Source organism: Gordonia sesuvii, assembly GCF_036350415.1.
Taxonomy (GTDB): domain Bacteria; phylum Actinomycetota; class Actinomycetes; order Mycobacteriales; family Mycobacteriaceae; genus Gordonia; species Gordonia sesuvii.
On sequence record NZ_JAZDUF010000001.1, the window covers coordinates 385,106 to 404,436 of the forward strand.

Annotated in this window: 17 protein-coding genes; 14 read left to right on the top strand and 3 right to left on the bottom strand. The window is 67.0% G+C overall.

The window, feature by feature from the left end; all coding sequences use genetic code 11:
• Positions 1 to 25 precede the first annotated feature (25 nt).
• The 10 genes from VZC37_RS01750 to VZC37_RS01795 all read left to right on the top strand — a co-directional run bounded on the left by VZC37_RS01750 (position 26) and on the right by VZC37_RS01795 (position 11,164).
• Entirely contained in the window at positions 26 to 961 is a 936-nt protein-coding gene (locus VZC37_RS01750) for an SDR family NAD(P)-dependent oxidoreductase (protein ID WP_330430696.1), read from the top strand.
• Positions 942 to 2,648 carry a thiamine pyrophosphate-binding protein gene (locus VZC37_RS01755; RefSeq protein WP_330430697.1) on the top strand — a complete coding sequence of 569 codons (1,707 nt, stop codon included), beginning with the start codon at positions 942 to 944 and terminating at the stop codon, positions 2,646 to 2,648. Before VZC37_RS01750 ends, VZC37_RS01755 begins: the two co-directional genes overlap by 20 nt.
• A gap of 36 nt (positions 2,649 to 2,684) precedes the next feature.
• Entirely contained in the window at positions 2,685 to 4,124 is a 1,440-nt protein-coding gene (locus tag VZC37_RS01760; protein ID WP_330430698.1) for an aldehyde dehydrogenase family protein, read from the top strand.
• On the top strand, positions 4,121 to 4,954 hold the full coding sequence (locus VZC37_RS01765; RefSeq protein ID WP_330430699.1) for a TauD/TfdA dioxygenase family protein: 834 nt from the start codon (positions 4,121 to 4,123) through the stop codon (positions 4,952 to 4,954). Before VZC37_RS01760 ends, VZC37_RS01765 begins: the two co-directional genes overlap by 4 nt.
• Positions 4,951 to 5,694, top strand: a complete 744-nt coding sequence (locus VZC37_RS01770; RefSeq protein ID WP_330430700.1) for an SDR family NAD(P)-dependent oxidoreductase — start codon at positions 4,951 to 4,953, stop codon at positions 5,692 to 5,694. Before VZC37_RS01765 ends, VZC37_RS01770 begins: the two co-directional genes overlap by 4 nt.
• Positions 5,691 to 6,287 carry a carboxymuconolactone decarboxylase family protein gene (locus VZC37_RS01775; RefSeq protein ID WP_330430701.1) on the top strand — a complete coding sequence of 199 codons (597 nt, stop codon included), beginning with the start codon at positions 5,691 to 5,693 and terminating at the stop codon, positions 6,285 to 6,287. Before VZC37_RS01770 ends, VZC37_RS01775 begins: the two co-directional genes overlap by 4 nt.
• 77 nt (positions 6,288 to 6,364) lie before the next feature.
• Positions 6,365 to 7,594, top strand: coding sequence for an ABC transporter substrate-binding protein (locus VZC37_RS01780; protein WP_330430702.1), 1,230 nt, complete (start codon positions 6,365 to 6,367; stop codon positions 7,592 to 7,594).
• A gap of 73 nt (positions 7,595 to 7,667) precedes the next feature.
• On the top strand, positions 7,668 to 9,689 hold the full coding sequence (locus VZC37_RS01785; RefSeq protein WP_330430703.1) for an ABC transporter permease: 2,022 nt from the start codon (positions 7,668 to 7,670) through the stop codon (positions 9,687 to 9,689).
• Positions 9,679 to 10,455, top strand: a complete 777-nt coding sequence (locus VZC37_RS01790) for an ABC transporter ATP-binding protein (RefSeq protein WP_330430704.1) — start codon at positions 9,679 to 9,681, stop codon at positions 10,453 to 10,455. Before VZC37_RS01785 ends, VZC37_RS01790 begins: the two co-directional genes overlap by 11 nt.
• Positions 10,448 to 11,164: an ABC transporter ATP-binding protein gene (locus tag VZC37_RS01795; protein WP_330430705.1), complete on the top strand. Its 717-nt coding sequence runs from the start codon at positions 10,448 to 10,450 to the stop codon at positions 11,162 to 11,164. The genes VZC37_RS01790 and VZC37_RS01795 overlap by 8 nt, the downstream gene beginning before the upstream one ends.
• Before the next feature lie 193 nt (positions 11,165 to 11,357).
• On the opposite strand, the gene VZC37_RS01800 is transcribed toward VZC37_RS01795, so the two are convergent.
• The 3 genes from VZC37_RS01800 to VZC37_RS01810 are packed head-to-tail and all read right to left on the bottom strand — an operon-like array spanning position 11,358 to position 14,572.
• Positions 11,358 to 12,119, bottom strand: coding sequence for an enoyl-CoA hydratase/isomerase family protein (locus tag VZC37_RS01800; protein ID WP_330430706.1), 762 nt, complete (start codon positions 12,117 to 12,119; stop codon positions 11,358 to 11,360).
• A 15-nt stretch (positions 12,120 to 12,134) separates the two neighbouring features.
• The gene (locus VZC37_RS01805; protein WP_330430707.1) at positions 12,135 to 13,406 is read right to left on the bottom strand and encodes an acetyl-CoA hydrolase/transferase family protein; all 1,272 of its coding nucleotides are present in this window, start codon (positions 13,404 to 13,406) and stop codon (positions 12,135 to 12,137) included.
• On the bottom strand, positions 13,403 to 14,572 hold the full coding sequence (locus VZC37_RS01810) for a CaiB/BaiF CoA transferase family protein (RefSeq protein ID WP_330430708.1): 1,170 nt from the start codon (positions 14,570 to 14,572) through the stop codon (positions 13,403 to 13,405). Before VZC37_RS01810 ends, VZC37_RS01805 begins: the two co-directional genes overlap by 4 nt.
• Before the next feature lie 79 nt (positions 14,573 to 14,651).
• Here VZC37_RS01810 and VZC37_RS01815 point away from each other — a divergent pair, with 79 nt between their 5' ends.
• The 4 genes from VZC37_RS01815 to VZC37_RS01830 all read left to right on the top strand — a co-directional run bounded on the left by VZC37_RS01815 (position 14,652) and on the right by VZC37_RS01830 (position 19,313).
• Positions 14,652 to 16,124 carry a class I adenylate-forming enzyme family protein gene (locus VZC37_RS01815; protein WP_330430709.1) on the top strand — a complete coding sequence of 491 codons (1,473 nt, stop codon included), beginning with the start codon at positions 14,652 to 14,654 and terminating at the stop codon, positions 16,122 to 16,124.
• On the top strand, positions 16,121 to 16,900 hold the full coding sequence (locus tag VZC37_RS01820) for an SDR family NAD(P)-dependent oxidoreductase (RefSeq protein ID WP_330430710.1): 780 nt from the start codon (positions 16,121 to 16,123) through the stop codon (positions 16,898 to 16,900). Before VZC37_RS01815 ends, VZC37_RS01820 begins: the two co-directional genes overlap by 4 nt.
• A gap of 88 nt (positions 16,901 to 16,988) precedes the next feature.
• The gene (gene acuI, locus VZC37_RS01825) at positions 16,989 to 17,981 is read left to right on the top strand and encodes an acrylyl-CoA reductase (NADPH) (RefSeq protein ID WP_431309339.1); all 993 of its coding nucleotides are present in this window, start codon (positions 16,989 to 16,991) and stop codon (positions 17,979 to 17,981) included.
• 72 nt (positions 17,982 to 18,053) lie between these two features.
• A complete protein-coding gene (locus VZC37_RS01830; RefSeq protein WP_330430712.1) occupies positions 18,054 to 19,313 on the top strand; it encodes a MaoC family dehydratase in 1,260 nt (419 codons plus the stop codon).
• The last annotated feature ends 18 nt before the right edge of the window (positions 19,314 to 19,331 follow it).

The following is a 19,331-nucleotide window of genomic DNA, read 5'->3' on the forward strand; positions in this document are numbered from 1 at the left end:
GACACCGGCCACGATCGGGCACATCATGTCTGACCTGCGCTTCGACGGCCGGGTGGCGGTCATCACCGGTGCCGGACGCGGACTGGGACGTGCGTACGCACTGCTTTTGGCCGCGCAGGGCGCCAGCGTCGTGGTGAACGATCCCGGCAGCACGATCGCAGGCGACCACAGCGATGCCGACCCGGCTGCGCAGGTCGTCGCCGAGATCATCGCCGCCGGCGGTACCGCCATCGCGTCGACCGACAGCGTCGCCACCGCCGAGGGCGGCCGGGCAATCGTCGAGGCCGCCCTGGACAGGTTCGGCAGAGTCGACGTCCTCATCCACAACGCGGGCAACAATCGGTATGCACCGCTCGCGGAGATGAGCTACGAGGACTTCGACGCGGTGCTCGACGTCCACCTCAGGGGCGCGTTCCACGTCGTCCGTCCCGCGTTCGCGTCGATGCGCGAGGCCCGTTACGGGCGGATCGTGCTCACCTCGTCGATCGGTGGGCTCTACGGGAATCAGAACGTCGCCAATTACGGCGCCGCCAAGGCCGGGATCATCGGTCTGTCGAACGTCGCGGCGCTCGAGGGACGCGAACACGGCGTCACGTCGAACGTCATCGTGCCCGCGGCGCTCACCCGTCTCGCCGAAGGACTCGACACATCGGCCTATCCGCCGATGGAGCCGGAATTGGCGGCGCCGGCGGTGGGCTGGCTCGCCCACGAGTCGTGCTCGGTCACCGGCGAGATGCTCGTCTCGATCGCCGGGCGGATCGCCCGGGCCTACGTGGCCGAGACCGTCGGGGTCCATCAACCCGCCTGGACGATGGCCGAGGTCGGCGACCGCATCGCCGAGATCCGCGACACCACCGATTCCTGGATCCTGCCGGTCGTCCCGTCCGGCCATACCGACCACATCATCAAGAGTTTCGCACTAGCCACGGAGGGCCGCGCACGTGTCAGTCAAGGTCTATGAACGAATCCTCGATCTCTTCGAGGCCGAGGGGATCAACACGATCTTCGGGATACCCGACCCGAACTTCGTCCACCTGTTCCACACCGCCGAGGAGCGCGGCTGGAACGTCGTCGCCCCGCATCACGAGGAGACCGCCGGATTCATGGCCGAGGCGGTCTCCCGGATGACCGGCAAGGCCGCGGTGTGCATCGGCACCCTGGGCCCGGGCATCGCCAACATGGCCGGTGCCATCATGTGCGCCAAGGTCGAGAACTCCCCGGTGATCTTCCTCGGCGGTCAACGTGCCCGGATCACCGAACAGCGCGTCCGCCGCGGTCGCATCCAGTTCGTCCAGCAATCCAACCTCGTCGAGCCGTCGGTGAAGTACAGCGCCAGTATCGAGTACGCCGACCAGACCGACGAGATCATCCGGGAAGGGTTGCGCAAGGCCCTGTCCGGGACGCCGGGCCCGGTGTACATCGAGTACCCGTCGCACGTGATCCAGGAGGAACTCGACGTCCCGCCCGCGCTGCCGCCCGAGCGGTATCGGCTCGTCGGTCAGACGGCCGGTCAGGACAAGATCGAGGAGGCCGCGCGGCTCATCGGTGCGGCCAAGCAGCCGATCCTGCTCGTCGGTCATGGGGTGCACACCGCACGCGCCGGGGCGTCGGTCAAGGAACTCGCCGACCTGATGGCCTGCCCGGTGATCCAGACGTCGGGCGGAACGTCCTACATCGAGGGCCTCGAGGACCGTACCTTCGCCTACGGGTTCTCCAAGTCCGCGGTCGAAGCGGTGGTCGAGTCCGATCTCTGCCTCGCGATCGGCACCGAGCTCGGCGAACCGGTGCACTTCGGCAAGGGCCGCCACTGGTTGAAGGGCGAGGCGAACCGCAGTTGGCTGTTGATCGAGCAGGACCCGGCGGCGATCGGGGTCAACCGACCGATCGACGTCCCACTCGTCGGTGACCTCCGGGCCGTGGTGCCGCAACTCGTCGAGGCGCTCAAGGGCGCCCCGCGCACCGCGACACCGGAACTCGAGCGTTGGATCTCCGAGGACGCAGCACAACTGGCCGAACTGGCCGAGACCGCACCGTCCGGCAGAACGCCGGTGCATCCCGCACGGTTGATCGTCGAGGCCACCAAGGACTTCCCCGCCGACGGCATCATGGTCCGCGATGGTGGTGCGACAACCATCTTCGGGTGGACCTACTCGCAGGCCAAGCCGCACGACGTGATGTGGAATCAGAACTTCGGCCACCTCGGGACCGGCCTGCCCTATGCGGTCGGCGCCGGCGTCGCGGACGGCGGCAAGCGCCCGATGATGCTGATCACCGGCGACTCGTCGTTCCAGTTCCACATCTCCGAGTTGGAAACCGCTGTTCGACTCAACCTTCCGCTGGTGTGCGTGGTTGCCGTCGACTACGCGTGGGGTCTCGAGGTCGGCGTCTACAAGCGCACCTACGGACACGGTTCACTCGAGACCGGGGTGCATTGGAGCAAGGAGGTCCGGCTCGACAAGGTCGCCGAGGGGTTCGGCTGCTACGGCGAGTACGTCGAACGCGACGAAGACATCGCCCCGGCCATCAAACGCGCCTATGCGAGCGGCAAACCCGCCGTCATCCACGTCGCCGTGGATCCCACCGCGAACTCGGAGGAGATGCCGAGCTACGACGAGTTCCGCACCTGGTACGCCGAGGGCCAGCAGTGATCGACGTTTCTGCACAACAAGAGAATTGGGGTTGTCATGCGTGAATATCGCACGTTCTTCATCGATGGGCAGTGGGTCTCACCGGCGCAGTCGGACACCTTCGACGTCATCAACCCGGCGACCGAAGAGCGCTGTGGCGTCGTCTCGATCGGCTCGGCCGCCGACGTCGACAAAGCGGTCGCGGCGGCCCGCAAGGCATTCGCCACATGGTCGACGAGTTCCATCGCGGACCGCATCGAACTGCTCCAGAACATCTCGGCGGAATACCAGAACCGCAGCGCCGACCTGGGAGCCGCCCTGAGCGAGGAGATGGGAGCACCCGCATCCCTGGCCGGAGGTTTCCAGATCGGCCTGGGTGCAGGACATCTCGGTACCGTCATCGAGGCCCTGAGTTCCTATCCGTTCGAGGAACAGCTCGGTGAATCCCTGGTCGTCCGGGAACCGATCGGGGTGTGCGCACTCATCACACCGTGGAACTGGCCGATGAACCAGATCGCGGTCAAGGTGTTCCCGGCATTGGCGACCGGGTGCACGATGGTGCTCAAACCGTCGGAGCGCTCCCCCTTCACGGGTCAGGTGTTCACCGAGATCCTGGAGGCCGCCGGGGTTCCGGCCGGCGTCTTCAACATGATCCAGGGCGACGGGCCCAGTGTGGGTGTCCCGCTGTCCGGCCATCCCGACGTCGACATGGTGTCGTTCACCGGTTCCACCCGGGCAGGCATCGAGATCGCCAAGAACGCCGCAGCCGGCGTCAAACGCGTCACCCAGGAACTCGGGGGCAAGGGCCCCAACATCGTTCTCGACGATGCGGACTTCGCGGCGAACGTCGGCAAGGGTGTCGTCACGATGATGCTCAACTCCGGCCAGACCTGCAGTGCGCCCTCCCGGATGCTGGTGCCCGCGAACCGGATGGAGGAGGCCATCGCGGCCGCGAAGGAGGCCGCGCCATCGGTCACCGTCGGTGATCCGGCCGGTGACTTCTCGATCGGTCCGGTGGTGTCGAAGTCGCAGTTCGACAAGATCCAGACCTTGATCGAACAGGGCATCGCCGACGGCGCGACGCTCGTCGCCGGCGGCCCGGGCCGCCCCGAGGGACTGGACAAGGGCTACTACGTCCAGCCCACCGTGTTCGCGGACGTCAAGAACGACATGACGATCGCGCGGGAGGAGATCTTCGGTCCGGTCCTCACCATCATCGGGTACGACACCATCGACCATGCGATCGAGATCGCCAACGACACCGACTACGGCCTCGCCGGGTTCGTGGCCGGTGCCGACCTCGATCAGGCCCGTGCGGTCGCCCGACGCATCCGCGCGGGTTCGGTCGCGATCAACGATGCGTTCGACTTCCACGCCCCGTTCGGCGGATACAAAAAGAGTGGCAACGGACGTGAGTGGGGCGCCTTCGGTTTCGACGACTACGTCGAGGTGAAAGGCATCCTCGGGTACTCGCCGGGTGACGGGGCCGAGCAATGACCGCCCTGCGAACCGAACCCCTCTCGGAGAAAGTCGGCGCGAAGATCCTCGACGTCGACGTCGACCGACTGCGAACCGACCCCGACCTTCCTTCCGCGGTCGCGTCGGCACTCGACGAGGCCGGGGTGCTACTGCTTCCCGCGCTGTATGCCGACGACGAGACCCTGGTCGAGTTCTGCCGCAGGTTGGGCACGCTGATCAATTTCTCGCACCTACCGCCGGCGACCGAGGAGGTGATGGAGATCAGCTTCGACCCGTCGAATCCCAATCGGGAGTATCTGCGCAGCAACGAGTTCTGGCACATCGACGGCCTGCTCGACGAGATCGCGCCGAAGTCGTCCATCCTGACGGCACGGATCACCTCCGCCGAGGGCGGTGAGACGGAGTTCGCCAGCACCTACCACGCATACGACGAACTCACCGACGAGGAGAAGGAGCGGTTCGCCGATCTGCGGGTGGTCCACACCTTCGAGGCGGTCCAGCGGTTGACCTACCCGGACCCGACTCCGGAACAACTCGAGGAGTGGGCTTCGCGCACCGTGCGGGAGCATCCGCTGGTGTGGGAGCACGATTCGGGTCGGCGCTCCCTGGTCCTCGGCGCCACCGCGTCACACATCGTCGGCATGGACCTCGATGAGGGCAAGGCCCTGCTCACGCAACTGCGGGAGCGGATCACCGGACCGGGCAAGGTGTGTCGTCACAGCTGGACCGAGGGCGACACCGTCTTCTGGGACAACACCGGTCTGATGCACCGGGTCTGCGAGTTCGACCACGACAAACCCCGCGTCATGCACCGCATCACGGTCGCCGGTGAGGAGAAGATCAAATGAGTGGCCGCACAGCGATCGTCACCGGGGGTGCATCCGGGATCGGACTCGCCATCAGCGCACGCCTCGCCGCCGGCAACGACCAAGTGGCCGTCTTCGACATGAACGGTGACGCCGCGGAGGCCGCGGCCCGGTCCATCGAGGACGCCGGCGGCAAGGCGATCGGGGTGGCCGTCGACGTCACCGATCGAGCCCAGATCGATGCCGGCGTCGACGAGGTGCGTTCCCGTCTCGGCCGACCGACCGTGCTGGTCAACAACGCCGGGGTCACCATCCCCACCCCCTTTCTCGAGATCACCTCGCAGGCATGGCAACAGGCGATGGCCGTCAACCTCAACGGGACGTTCGACTGCTGCCAGGCCGTGATCCCGGACATGCTGGAGGAGGGGTGGGGCCGGATCGTCAACATCTCGTCGTCGAGCGTGCACAGCGGCTCGCCGGGCCTGGCCGGCTACGTCACCGCGAAGTCCGGGGTGGTCGGGCTGACAAAGGTGCTCGCGCTCGAGTTCGGTCGCCGGGGAATCACCGTCAACACCATCCCACCGGGGTTCATCGACACGCCGATGCTCCGCCGCACTGTCGACACCGGATTGTTCGACGTCGACGCCCAGGTCGCCAAGACTCCGGTGGGGCGCATCGGGATGCCGGAGGACGTTGCCGCAACCTGCGCGTTCCTGGTGAGCGAGGAAGCCGGCTACATCACCGGACAGATCATCGGGGTGAACGGGGGCCGGAACACGTGAGCCCCCGCATCCCACCCGCCGCGCGAGCCGAATGGTCCACCGAGATGCAGGCTTTCGTCGACGGCTTCCGGTCGTCGGTCAAGAGTACGGCTCCCGAGGAGGAGCGGCAGGCCGGCGACAATCTCCTGGGCACCCTCGCCCGGTACCCCGGACTGGCCATGGCCTTCCTGTCGTTCAACAAGCACCTGCTGGCGGGCTCGGCGCTGTCGGCGCGGCAACGGGAATTGCTGATCCTGCGCGTGGCTCATCGTCGACGTGCGAAGTACGAGTGGGCACAACATGTGATCCTGGCCGGTCGTGCCGGCCTGACCGCCGACGAGATCGACCGCGTCGCGCGCGATCCGAGCGCAGCAGAGTGGTCGGCGACGGACCGGGCACTGGTGTCCGCGGTGGATGAACTCCTCGACGACGCCACCATCGGCGACGAGACATGGAGCACGCTCGACGAGGTGTTCGACGAACAGCAACTGATGGATGTCGTGTTCACCGTCGGCTGCTACTCGATGCTCGCGATGGCGCTGACATCCTTCGGGATCGAACCGGAACCCGGCTTATTGCCCTACCTCCCCGACTTCGCCCGCGAACCGCTGTGACGCGGCGGTGAGAACCGACCTGTGCCGTGCACGAGAGATTGCGGCACAACAGATATCGAAGGAACGGTGATCGTGTCATGAGAATCCGCCCGCTCGGCGCCCTGATGGCGGTGGCAGCCCTCGGCATCGCGGGATGCGCTTCGGACGACGGCGACTCCCCGGCGACGTCGGCGGCCACCGGCGAGCCCATCGTGATCGGAGCGCAGGCCCCCACCGCGGGCGCCTCTGCCTACCCGCAGACCGAGTACGGTCTGGCCGCCGGTGTCCAGTACGTCAACGAGGTGCTCGGCGGCATCAACGGACGTCCATTGGAACTGGACACCTGTGCCGGTGACGGAAGCCCGGAGACCGCGATCAACTGCGCGAACGGATTCGTGTCGCGGGGCGTACCGGTGGTCATCGACGCCGTCGACCAGAGCATGGGCGCCGCCGTACCGATCCTCGGCGCCGCGAACATCCCGATCACCGGCACCCTGGCAGGGTCTTTCGTCGCCGACAGCGCGCCGTACGGCAAGGCGTTCTACTTCACCGGCCCGGTCTCGTTCGCTGCTCTCAGCAGCCTCTCCACCCTCGACTCGATGGACAAGAACACCGCGTCCCTTGCGGTGAACGAATCACCGACGTCCCACGCCTACGTCGACGACCTGATCATGCCCATCTCCGGCAATCTCGGTATCGACGTCGACGTCCAGTACCCACCGGCCTCGGGCGCCAACCTGACGGTCGTGGCCGCCCGGCAGGTGTCCGACGACCCGGATGTGGCGGGCGTGATCGCACTCCCCGAAGACGGATGCACGACCCTGTTCCAGGCGTTGCGGCGGCAGGGATTCGACGACACGATCCTCGCCGGCTCCTGCTCGCAGTTCATCGAGACGATGGGTCCGCAGGCCGAGGGCATCATCACCCAGCCCCGACTGTGGGTGCCGTCGTCGAAGAACTCCGCCCCGCCCGAGATCCAGGAGCAACTCGAGACATTCGAGGAGGCGATGGCCGACGCCGGGCACGAGGACGAACTGTCGTCACGGTCGCTCTACACGTTCGCCACCATCGTCAACTTCGCCGAGATCATGTCGGACGCGGGCGGCGACGTCACCGCGGCGACGGTCACCGAGACGTACCAGGCGTTGCGCGACCGCCCCACGTTCGCCGGCCCGAACGTCACGTGTGACGGCGAGCAATGGCCGGATGTCGCGACCACCTGCAACGCTCAGGCATTGGTGTTCGAGGTGCAGCAGAACGGGGATCTGGAACCGGTCGACGAGAGAGGTTACGTCGACCTCGACCTGTCCATGCTGCCCTCGTCGTGATCGTGCCTGTGCCGAATAGATCAGGGCCGCATAGATCAGGGCCGCAAAGATCAATGGAGTCAGCCGAGCGATCATGAGCACATACCTTCAGTTCGCAGTTCTCGGACTCGGTCTCGGTGCGGTCTACATCGGCCTCGCCAACGGACTGATCCTGGTGTACCGGTCCACCGGTATCATCAACTTCGCGCAAGGCGCCATCGCCATGTGGGGTGCCTATGTCTACGCCCAGTTGAGTGCGGACGGCGAACTGGTCCTGCCCGTCGGCCGTATCGCCTTCGCCGAGCCACCGGACACCTGGGTCTGCCTCGTGCTGGGTCTGGCCAACGCGGTCCTGTTGGGCGTGGCGGCGCACTACCTCGTCTTCCGGCCGGTGCGGCGGGCGCCCGCTCTGGCGCAGGTCGTCGTGTCGATCGGGTTGATGTTGACGCTACAGGCGCTGGTCGTCATCAGGTTCGGTCCCAACAACATCACCTTCGAGTCCCTGATCCCCGCCGGTGAGGTGGAGCTGTTCGGCACCGCGGTCTCGTCGGCGGAGGTGTGGATGGCGGCGATCATGATCGTCACCTCCGTCCTCATCTGGGCCTATCTCCGATTCACCCGCGCCGGCAGGGCCACTCGCGCCGCCGCAGAGAACGAGCGCGGCGCAACGCTTCTCGGTTTCTCCCCGGATGCGTTGGCAGCCATCGCGATGGTGCTCGGCGCGTTGGTGAGCACCATCGGCGTGATCCTCGGGGCCGGGCTGACCGGTCTCAATCCGCAGATCTACACGCTGCTCGTCGTGCCCGCGCTCGCGGTGCTGTTGGTGGCCCGGATGGAATCGGTGGCCGTGGCGGCGGTCGCCGCTCTCGTTCTGGGTGCATTCCAATCCGTCCTGAACCTCCTGGCCGGGGAGGACTGGTGGCCGACGTGGGCGCAGTCCGGGATCGACCAGGTCGTCCCCTTCCTGATCGTCATCGTGATCCTTTTCCTGTTCGGCGGACGGCTGCCATCGCGCGGATCACTGCCGAGCATCAATCTGCCCGACGTTCGGGTCCCCCGATTCCGGCCGATTCCCGCTGCCGTCCTCGTCGTCGCGACGGCCGTGCTCCTCGCATCGACGTCCGGGGTCTACCGATTCGGCCTGACGTACTCGATCATCCTGATGCTCCTGGCGCTCTCCTACGTCGTCATCACCGGCTACCTCGGTCAGATCTCGCTGGCACAGACCGCATTCGCGGGTGCCGCCGGGTTCACCCTGTCGAAGGTGACGACCCACTGGGATCTGCCGTTCCCGATCGCGATCGTCGTGGCATCGTCCGTCGCGGCCGTGCTGGGCATGGTCGTGGCGCTGCCGGCCTTCCGGATCCGGGGCGCTCAGCTGGCGATCGTGACGTTGGCGGCCGGGCTGGCGATCGAGCGTTTCGTCTTCGACAACTACAGCCTCACCCCACCGTCGGGGAATCCGATCGCCGAGCCCAGCCTATTCGGCCTCGATCTCAGTGTCCGTGCTGGGCAGGATATCTCGCGACTACCGTTCTCGTTGACGGTGCTGGCGGTGGCCGCGATCGTCGTCTGGTTGTTCGTGCGGCTCGTGTCCGGCGACACCGGACGGACTTTCCTCGCCGTCCGGGCCAACGAGCGGGCCGCCGCGTCGAGCGGGATCGATGTCCGACTCACCAAGCTCATCGGGTTCGGCGTCTCGGCGTTCATCGCGGGTGTCGCCGGCTGTCTCATCGGCTACAGCGCCGGGCAGTTGTCGGCGGCGTCGTTCACCGTGTTCGTCGGTCTGCAGACCCTGGCCGTCGCCTACCTCGGCGGCATCACCTCGTTCAGCGGCGCCGCGATCGCCGGGCTCATCGGGCCACTCGGAATCATCTATGTGCTGGTCCACAACGTCTTCGAACTCGGCGACTACTATGCGCTGATCGCCGGTCTCGCACTCATCCTCACCGCAATCCTGAACCCGGTCGGCATCGCAGGCGAAGCGATCCGGATCGGTGAGCGCCTCCAGGCACGTCTGCGACATCCCTCACCGGAGGCACCGGCAGGACCGACATCACCCACGACGGCGAGCGACGCGGACAGCACGACGGAGGTGTTCCACCATGCCAGGTGACCTCGGAGCAGCGGGCCTGCGCACCGAAGGCCTGACCGTCCGCTACGGCGGTGTGGTCGCCAACGACGACGTGTCGATCACCGTCGGTACCGGCGAGATCGTGGGGCTCATCGGCCCGAACGGGGCCGGCAAGACGACATTCGTCGACGCCGTCACCGGCTTCACGCGATCGACCGGCACCGTCGCGGTGGACGACACGGACGTCAGCCGACTTCCCGCATTCCGGCGCCGACGGGCAGGGCTGTCCCGGACCTGGCAGTCCGGTGAGCTCTTCGCGAATCTGACCGTCACGCAGAACGTCGTGACCGCGCTCCGACCCGGCGGCCTCAGCGCGCTGTGGCGCGACATCGTCGTCCCACGTCGCCGAGACACGGACGCCGAGGTCAGGAATGCGCTGGAGACGGTGGGACTCGGCTCGGCCGGTGCCACGCCGGCGCGAGATCTGACCCTCGGCCGCCAGAAACTCGTCGGGGTGGCCCGCGCACTCGGCGGGAACTGCCGGGTGCTGCTCCTCGACGAACCCGCAGCCGGACTCGACACCGAGGAGAGTCGCGAGTTCGCCGACCGGATCCGCGACATCAGTGTCCGCGGCATCGGTGTGCTCCTGATCGATCACGACATGTCGCTGGTCCTCGGGGTCTGTGATCGTGTCTACGTGATGGAGTTCGGCAAGATCATCTTCGCCGGTACTCCGCAGGAGGCCCGCACCGACCCCGCGGTGATCGCCGCCTACCTCGGCGCACCCATGGAGACGAACGATGCCTGAATCCGCCTTGATCGCAACGGACCTGACCGCCGGCCATCAATCGGTACCCGCCGTCTTCGGTTTCGATCTCACCCTCGACCCGGGCGAGATCGTGTCCGTTCTCGGACCCAATGGCGCAGGGAAGACGACGACACTCCTCACGCTCGCGGGTCTGCTCGCTCCCCTGTCGGGCAGTGTCAGCGCCCTGGGCCAGAAGGTGAATCACAAACGACCCCACGTCATGGCGCGACGCGGCTTGCGGCTGGTCCCGGACGACCGCGGCCTGTTCGCGTCGATGACGGTGCGTGATCACCTCCGCCTGTGCCGGGATCGCCCCGATCCCGCGCGGCTCGAGCGGGTCCTCGACCGGTTCCCCGTGCTGTCCCCGCTGATGTCGCGCAAGGTCGGCCTGCTCTCCGGCGGTGAACAACAGATGCTGGCGATCGCCGGCGCACTCCTCGCCGCACCTCGAATCCTGATGGTCGACGAGATGAGTCTCGGCCTCGCACCCAAGGTCGTCGAAGAGCTGCTCCCGGCGTTGCGCACGCTCGCCCGGGACGAGGGAATCGCGGTGCTGCTCGTCGAACAACACGTCGATCTGGCTCTCTCGGTGTCCGATCGGGCGATCGTGCTCAACAACGGCCGCGTCGTTCTCGAAGGCGACGCGAGCGAGCTGCTCGACGATCGGGATGCGCTGCACGCCGCCTACTTCGGCGCCGAGGACTCCTGAGCCGGCGACGAGTGTCCCGCGCCGGAAATTCGTTTCATGAGTTCGGCGGTCCAGGTGGATGCATCGCGAGGCGGCGGAGGAGCAGGTACTGGATGTACCTGCGACGACGCCAACGAAGCGAGGCGCCGCCTGGGCGTCGAAATCATCAACGAATTTCCGGTGCGGGACACTAGATCGGCTCACCCCGCCGTGGTCAGCGCCCCTGCCAGATCGGGGTGCGCTTCTCGGCGAACGCCGCGGGGCCTTCCTGCGCGTCGTCGCTGTGATAGCAGAGTTCGGCGGCGGCACGAGCCGCCTGCAGGGCGGCCGAACGTCCCATCTCCGTCGCGAGCATCACCGTGTCCCGCGCCGCCCGCACCGACAGCGGCGCACCGGCGAGGACCTCATGCGCCAGCCCGAACGCGGTGTCCATCAAAGCCTCCGGCGCCGCGAGCCGGTTGACGAGGCCGATCTCGTAGGCGCGTTGCGCCGTGATCGGCTTGCCGGTCAGCAGGATCTCCATCATGATGCGCTGGCCGATCATGTGGATCAGCGGCGCTGCCCATGGGGAACTGCGACCCACCTTGACCTCGGTGACCGCGAACCTCGCCCGGTCACTGGCCACGCACAGGTCGCACGCCTGGGCGATCATCCATCCGCCGGCGAAGGCCGCACCGTTGACGGCGGCGATGGTCGGTTTGGACAGTTCCACCGTGTCGTAGGGCAACGCGAACATGTCGCGCGGCGGCACCCGCATCCCGGTTGCCACCATCTCTTTCAGATCCCCGCCGGCACAGAAGGTCTCACCGGAACCGGTGAGGATCGCGACACGCAGGGCTGCGGTGTTCTCGAAGCGGTCCCACGCGTCGGCCAGACCGTCGCGGACCTCGCGTGACAGACAGTTGCGGGTCTCCGGTCGGTTCAGCGTGATGATCGCGATCTCGCCGTCGGTATCGAACAGTACGGCGTCTTCCATGTCCGCTCCTCCGTCCTAGAATCTGCGCCGACGGATCTCGTGGGCATCGCGATCGAGATCCTCCTGGAAATCCGGGTGCGCGATGGCGATCAGTCGGCGGGTGCGTTCAGTGAGGGTCTGTCCGCGCAGTTCGGCGGCACCGAACTCGGTGATCACCACATCCACCTCACTGCGGGCCGTGGTCACCGGCCCGGACAGCCCTGCGGTGATGCGACTGACGCTGCCGCCCTTCGCCGTTGCGGGCAGGGCGACGATTGCGTGGCCGCCCGGCGAGCGAGCCCCGGCACGGACGAAATCCACTTGACCGCCCGTCCCGCCGAGGTACGACGCACCGCTCTGTTCGGCGTTCACCTGTCCGGTGAGATCGACCTCGACCGCCGAGTTGATGGTCACCAGGTTGTCCAGTTGCGCCATGACCCCGGCATCGTGTGTGTACGAGGTGGCGCACATGCGGAGGTCCGGATTGCGGTGGGCGAAGTCGTATAGCCGCGTCGTGCCGATCAGGGCGCCTGTCACGGTGACGCCCCTGTCGATCCGCTTGCGCGCGTTCGTGACCGCGCCCGCCTCCACCAGGTCGACCAGTCCGTCGCCGACCATGCCCGAGTGCACACCGAGGTCTCTGCGGTCGACGAGCAACTGCAGCATGGCGTCGGGAACTGCACCAACACCCATCTGGATCACCGAGCCGTCCTCGATGTAGGCGGCGGCGAACTCGGCGATCGATTGGTCGGTCGCCGTGATCCGGGCGGGCGACACCTGAATCGGCGGTCTCGAGACATGCACCGCGACATCGATCTTCGAGGTGGGAAGAACCTCGCCGTAGGTGTGGGGAACCTGGTCGTTGATCTCCGCGACCACCACCCGCGCTTTGTCGACGGCAGCCCCGACGTAGTCACTGATGAGACCGAGACTGTGGTTGCCGACGGCATCGGCGGGACTCACCTGTACGAACGCGGCGTCGCACCGGAGATATCCGGCCGCGATCATCGGTGCGACCTGGCCGACGTGACACGGGATGATGTCGAGTGCCTGGGCCTTCGCCAGCGTTCGCAGGGTTCCGATGGCACCCATGCTGGACATCGCCACCCCGCCCTCGGCCGCCGAGGCGAGCGTCCCGGAGAAGCTCGTCGCGACGAACGCCGAGAGATCGCCGATCGCGCCGGCCTGCGCCGTCATCGCCTCGAGCAGTGTGGTCGGCTCCCCACATGCCTGTCCGATGACGATGTGGTCGCCGGGCCGAACGCACATCGACAGGTCCAGGTCCGGTGCGGGCAACGTGACGGTCATCGGTTCCGCTCTGCCTGGGCCGTGGCCCGATTCCGCACCTCGTCGAGTACGTCGTCGGTGTCGGCGCCGAGTCGCGGCGCAGGTCCGGCGATCCTGCCTGGCGTGGACGAGAACCATACCGGCGAACCGGGGAAACGCACTGTGCCGTTCGGGGTCTCGACGTCCTGGAAGAAGCCGACGGCGTCGAGGTGCTGGTTGTCGAAGAGGTCGTCGAGACTGTTGACGGGCGCGGCCGGGATGTCGAGGGACCAGAGCAGATCCAGCCACTCCTGGGTCGTGCGTTCGGAGAACGTATCACCGAGCAATGCGTACACGGTGTCGATCTGTGCGGCGCGCTGCGCGAGGGTCGCGAACTCGGGCCCGGCCCAGGACGGGTTGACCGCTTCGGTGAAGGCCGTCCACTGCTTGTCGTTGTAGACCAGCGCGGAGATGTGACCGTCCTTGGTGCGGTATGGCTTTCGATTGCGCGATATGGCCCGGGGGTAGGCGGCGGGCCCGAGTGGTGGATCGAACATGGCGCCGTTGGCGTGCTCGACGAGCATGAAGGCCGCCATGGTCTCGAACATCCCGACCTCGACCTCCTGCCCTTCCCCGGTCCGCTCGCGATGGAACAGCGCCATCATCGTCGCGTACAGCGCCGTCATCCCACCGATCTTGTCGGCCATGATCGTGCCGACGTAGCCGGCCTCCCCGGTGAGTTGCTCCTGCACCGACGGCAGTCCGCATTCCGCCTGGATGGTGTCGTCGTAGGCGGTTCGGTTTGCGTCGGGACCGCGGCGCCCGTATCCGTAGCAGTTCGTGTAGACGATGGATGGGTTGATGGCGGCCACCTCGTCGTAACCGAAACCGAGTCGGGTGATCGCCGCGCCTCGCATCGAGTGGATGAACACATCGGCGTCGACGATGAGTTCGCGGAGGGCGGTCTTGCCGTCCTCGCTGCGCAGATCGAGGACCACACTGCGCTTCCCGCGGTTGACGTTGACGAACACTCCGGCCATCGCGGCCTCCGGGCCGACGGAGATGTACCGGGTGTTGTCGCCGGCCGGCGTCTCGATCTTCACCACATCGGCGCCCATGTCGGCCAGGATCTGAGTGCAGTACGGCCCCATCACCATGGCCGTGAGGTCGACCACGCGCACGCCGGACAGCGGACCAGTGTGTTCCACCCGGGTGAAGCTATCAGATCAATCCTTACAAGGATAGTGGTATCAATGTCGGGTGAGGAATTTCAGGACGATCGGGTCTGTGCTCGCTCCGGCGCTCGCCGCGAACCCCGACGCACCGGCCGTCGAAGCAGTGTCCGGGGTGTGGTCCTACACGGACCTCGACCGTCACGCACACCGAGCGGCCGGCGCGCTCTGGTCACTGGGCGTCCGGCCCGGCGACCGGGTCGCCGCGTGCCTGCCCAACGATCTCGACATCGTCGCGGCCTTCCACGGAGCCCAACGCATCGGCGCGATCTGGGCCGGCATCGGCGAGGCCCTCGCGCCGGGCGAGCAGCAGTACCTCCACGACCTGTGCGGGCCGACGGTGACCCTGGCCGGCGCGAACTACCGAGTGGATTCGCCGGACCGGGTGGATGCCGACCGGTGGTCGGACGCGCTGACCCGCGCCGATTCCGCACCCGACATCGGCGTCGACGTCGACGCGCCTGCCGGGATCGCGTTCACCAGCGGAACCTCGGGACGTCCGAAAGCCGTTGTGCACAGCCAGCGCAACCTGCTTCTGCCGGGAGCCGTCCTCGGTGCGACCCGCGGCTGGGGACCGACCTTGCGCAAGGGCGACAGTTTCCCGCTGACGATCCTCAACCTGATGGTGTTGTCGACCCTGTTGACAGCCCAGTCCGGCGGCTGTGCGGTCATCATGAACCGGCGCGACGTCGCCGGAGTCATCGACTGGATCACCGAGCGGAACGTGACCGTCTGGAACGGAGCACCCGCCCAGCTCTACGACCTCGCGCGCCGCCGCGACGTCGACCTCGGCTCGTTGGCGGAGGTGTGGAGTGGTGGTAGCGACACGTCCGACGAGTTGCGCGAGGAATTCGCAGCCGCACATGGCATCGTTCCCCGCGCGACGTACGGCCTCACCGAGGCGCCGACCGTGGTGTCGATCGATCCGCCGGGCACCCGGTGGCGTCCACGCAGCAGCGGTCAGGTCCTCGCGCACTATGACGTCGCCGCCTATGACGACGACGGAAAACGGCTCCCCGCCGGAGAACTCGGCGAGCTGAAGCTCTCCGGCCGCACCGAGGGCGATTGGGCAGGCGCATGGCGTCCGATGCTCGGCCACTGGGAGGACGGCGGTGTGCGGCGGGTCGACCCGGGACCCATACCCACCGGAGACGTCGGCACGGTCGACGACGACGGCTGGCTGACCGTCCTCGATCGCAAGAAACTGGTGATCATCCGAGGCGGCGCCAACGTGTACCCGCTCGAGGTGGAGCGCGTCATCGGAACCGACCCACAGGTCGCCAAGGTCGCCGTCTACCCGGTCCCCGACGATCGGCTGGGCCAACGAGTGGCCGCGGTCGTCGAGGGCACCGGCACCCCCGTCGACTTCGATTCGCTCGCGGATCTCTGCCGACATGAACTCTCCCCCTACAAGATCCCGGAGAAGTGGACGCAGGTGCAGACCCTGCCGGTGAACGCCATGGGCAAGGTGATCCGCATCGATCTTCCCGGCCTCGTCGACGGGATCACCAACAGGAGCGCGCCATGATGCCCCAAACCGGCCCACGCGCCGCGGAGATGTTCGACCTCGACGGCCGGGTCGCCGTGGTGACCGGGGCGTCGTCCGGACTGGGCGTTGCGGTGGCCGAGGCGCTGGCCTCGGCGGGGGCGCGGGTCGCCCTCGTCGCCCGGCGTCGCGAGCGGCTGACCGAGGTCGCCGAACGCATCGACGGCATGTGCCTGGCCCGCGACCTCTCCGACCTGGACCAGCTGAGCGACATCGCATCCGAGGTCGACGCGACGCTGGGTCCGCCCGAGATCCTGGTGAACGCGGCCGGCAGCATGTTCACCGAGGAACGTGCCGAATCCGAACCGGTCGACGCGATCCGCCAGACCCTGGGCCTCAACCTGATGGCGCCATTCGTACTCGCCCAGACCGTCTTCCCGCACATGCGCGATCGCGGCCGCGGGGCCATCGTGAACATCTCGTCGATCAGCGGCCGTGTCGGCATCCCCGGTATCCCGCAGGCGTCGTACGCGGCGAGCAAGGCCGGCCTGTCCGGACTGACCGCGGAGCTGGCCGTGCAGTGGGCCCGCCATTCGATCCGGGTGAACACCGTGGCGCCGGGATTCTTCCGCAGCGAGATCACCGCGCCTCTCTACGAGAGCGAACGCGCCGCGGAGTATCTGCGCCGCAACACTCCGCTGCCCATGCAGGGATCCGCGGCCGACATCGTCGGGGCCGTCCTGTGGCTGGCGAGCGACGCGGGCGCCTACGTGACCGGTCAGACGATCGTGGTCGACGGTGGGTGGACCGCGCGCTGACCGCCGCGAACACAGACGACCATTGCAATCCTTACAAGGATTGGTTAACGTTTCGAGAGAACGACATTCTCATTCTGGGGAAGGACCGATCGTGTCGAAGTTTTCAGCGGTTGTCATCGAGAAAGACGAAGCGGGACAATCGGTCTCGATTCAGTCCCGCGACATCGCCGACCTGCCGGAAGGAGATGTCGCGATCGAGGTCGACTACTCCACGCTGAACTTCAAGGACGCCCTCGCCATCACGGGAAGTTCACCCGTGGTCCGATCGTTCCCGATGGTTCCCGGCATCGACCTCGCCGGCACCGTCACCGAGAGCTCCCACGCGCAGTGGTCTGCCGGGGACAAGGTGGTACTGAACGGGTGGGGCGTCGGCGAGAAGCACTGGGGCGGTCTCGCACAACGCGCACGACTGAACGGCGATTGGCTGATCCCGCTGCCCTCGGAATTCACCTCCCGCCAGGCCATGGCCATCGGCACCGCCGGCTACACCGCGAGCCTCTGCGTGGATGCCCTCCTCGGCGCCGGAGTGCGTCCCGAACTGGGAGAAGTGCTCGTCACGGGCGCCACCGGAGGCGTGGGCAGTGTCGCCATCGCCCTGCTGACGAAGGCCGGGTTCTCCGTCGCCGCGTCGACGGGCAAGACGTCGGAGTCGGCGTATCTGGAGAGCCTCGGCGCCACCACCATCGTCGACCGCGGCGAGCTGGCGGAGAAGGGCAAGCCCCTGCAGAAGGAGCGGTGGGCCGGGGTGGTGGACACCGTCGGCAGCCACACGCTCGCCAATGCATGCGCACAAACCCGCTACGGCGGATACGTCGCGGCGTGCGGTCTCGCACAGGGCATGGACTTCCCGTCGTCGGTGGCGCCGTTCATCCTCCGCGGCGTCTCGCTGTTGGGCGTCGACAGCGTGATGGCCCCCCGGCCGGCACGCATCACCGCATGGGAACGGCTGGCCCGCGACCTCGATCCGGTCGCACTCGAGTCGATCGCACACGAGATCTCCCTCGAGGAGTCCGTCGCCGCGGCGGGCCGGCTCATGGACGGTTCGGTTCGCGGCCGGATCGTCGTCGACGTCAATCGATGACCGCCAGTCGGCGATACGTCGCTCGGTCAAACATCAAGTGATGAAACGGCAATCGAGAAAGCGGAGCACACGTTGAGCAGCACGACCGAACCCCGATCCACGAAGGCCCGGAGCACCACCCCCCGTCGTCGTTCCCGGAAGGCGGCCGACCCGGCGCCCGCCCCGGTCGAGCTCGACCTCTCCGACGTCGACCACCGGGTGGGCAAGCCGATCGGTGGCGGTCAGCTCTGGGATCCGTGCAGCACCTCCGACATCCGTCGCTGGGTCATGGCGATGGACAATCCCAACCCCATCCACTGGAACGAGGAGTTCGCCCGCGAATCCCGCTACGGCGGCCTCATCGCACCTCAATCCATCGCCGTCGCACTGGATTACGGCCACGGAGCAGCACCCGCGTGCGTCGGCCGCATCCCCGGGAGCCACCTGATCTTCGGTGGCGAGGAATGGTGGTTCTACGGGACACCCGTTCGTCCCGGCGACAAACTCTTCCAGGAGCGCCGGTTCCACGACTACAAGATCGCCGACACCAAGTTCGCCGGCCCGACGATGTTCTCCCGTGGCGACACCACCCACACCAACCAGCACGGCGCGCTCGTCGCGCGCGAGCGGTCGACGGCGATCCGTTACCTCGCCGCAGAGGCGACCAAGCGTGGCATGTACGACGACCAGATCGGCGTCGTGAAGAAGTGGACCAACGACGAACTCGTCGAGATCGAAGCGTTGCGTCGCGAGTGGCTGCTGTCGAATCGGCTCGGCATCTCACCCCGTTTCGACGAGGTGCAGGTCGGAGACACATTGCCGCGGCGGGTCATCGGACCGCACAGCATCGCGTCGTTCACCACCGAATACCGGGCGTTCCTGTTCAACATCTGGGGCACCTTCGAATGGGTCGCCCCCGAGGGTGTCGACGATCCGTGGGTGAACCAGGACCCGGGGTGGGAGGAAGGTTTCGGATTCGACGAGGAGGACGCGAAGATCGATCCGCGCAAGCGCGACGGCCTGTACGTCGGCCCGTCACGCGGGCACATCGACGCCGAGAAGGCCGGCGAGGTGGGCATGGCCCGCGCCTACGGGTACGGGGCCACGATGGGTGCCTGGTGCACCGACTACCTCGCGAACTGGGCGGGATACGACGGAATGGTCCGCCACACCAAGGCCGACTTCCGCGCCCCGGCATTCGAAGGTGACGTCACCTACTTCGACGCCGAAGTCGTCGAGAAGATCCCGGAATCGGAGTGGGGCGTCCCGCTGGTACAGATCAAGTTGAAGCTCACCAATCAGGACGGCGCCGGGCTGGTGTCGTGCCTGGCCGAAGTCGAACTCCCCCTCTGAGTAACCGATCGCGAAGCA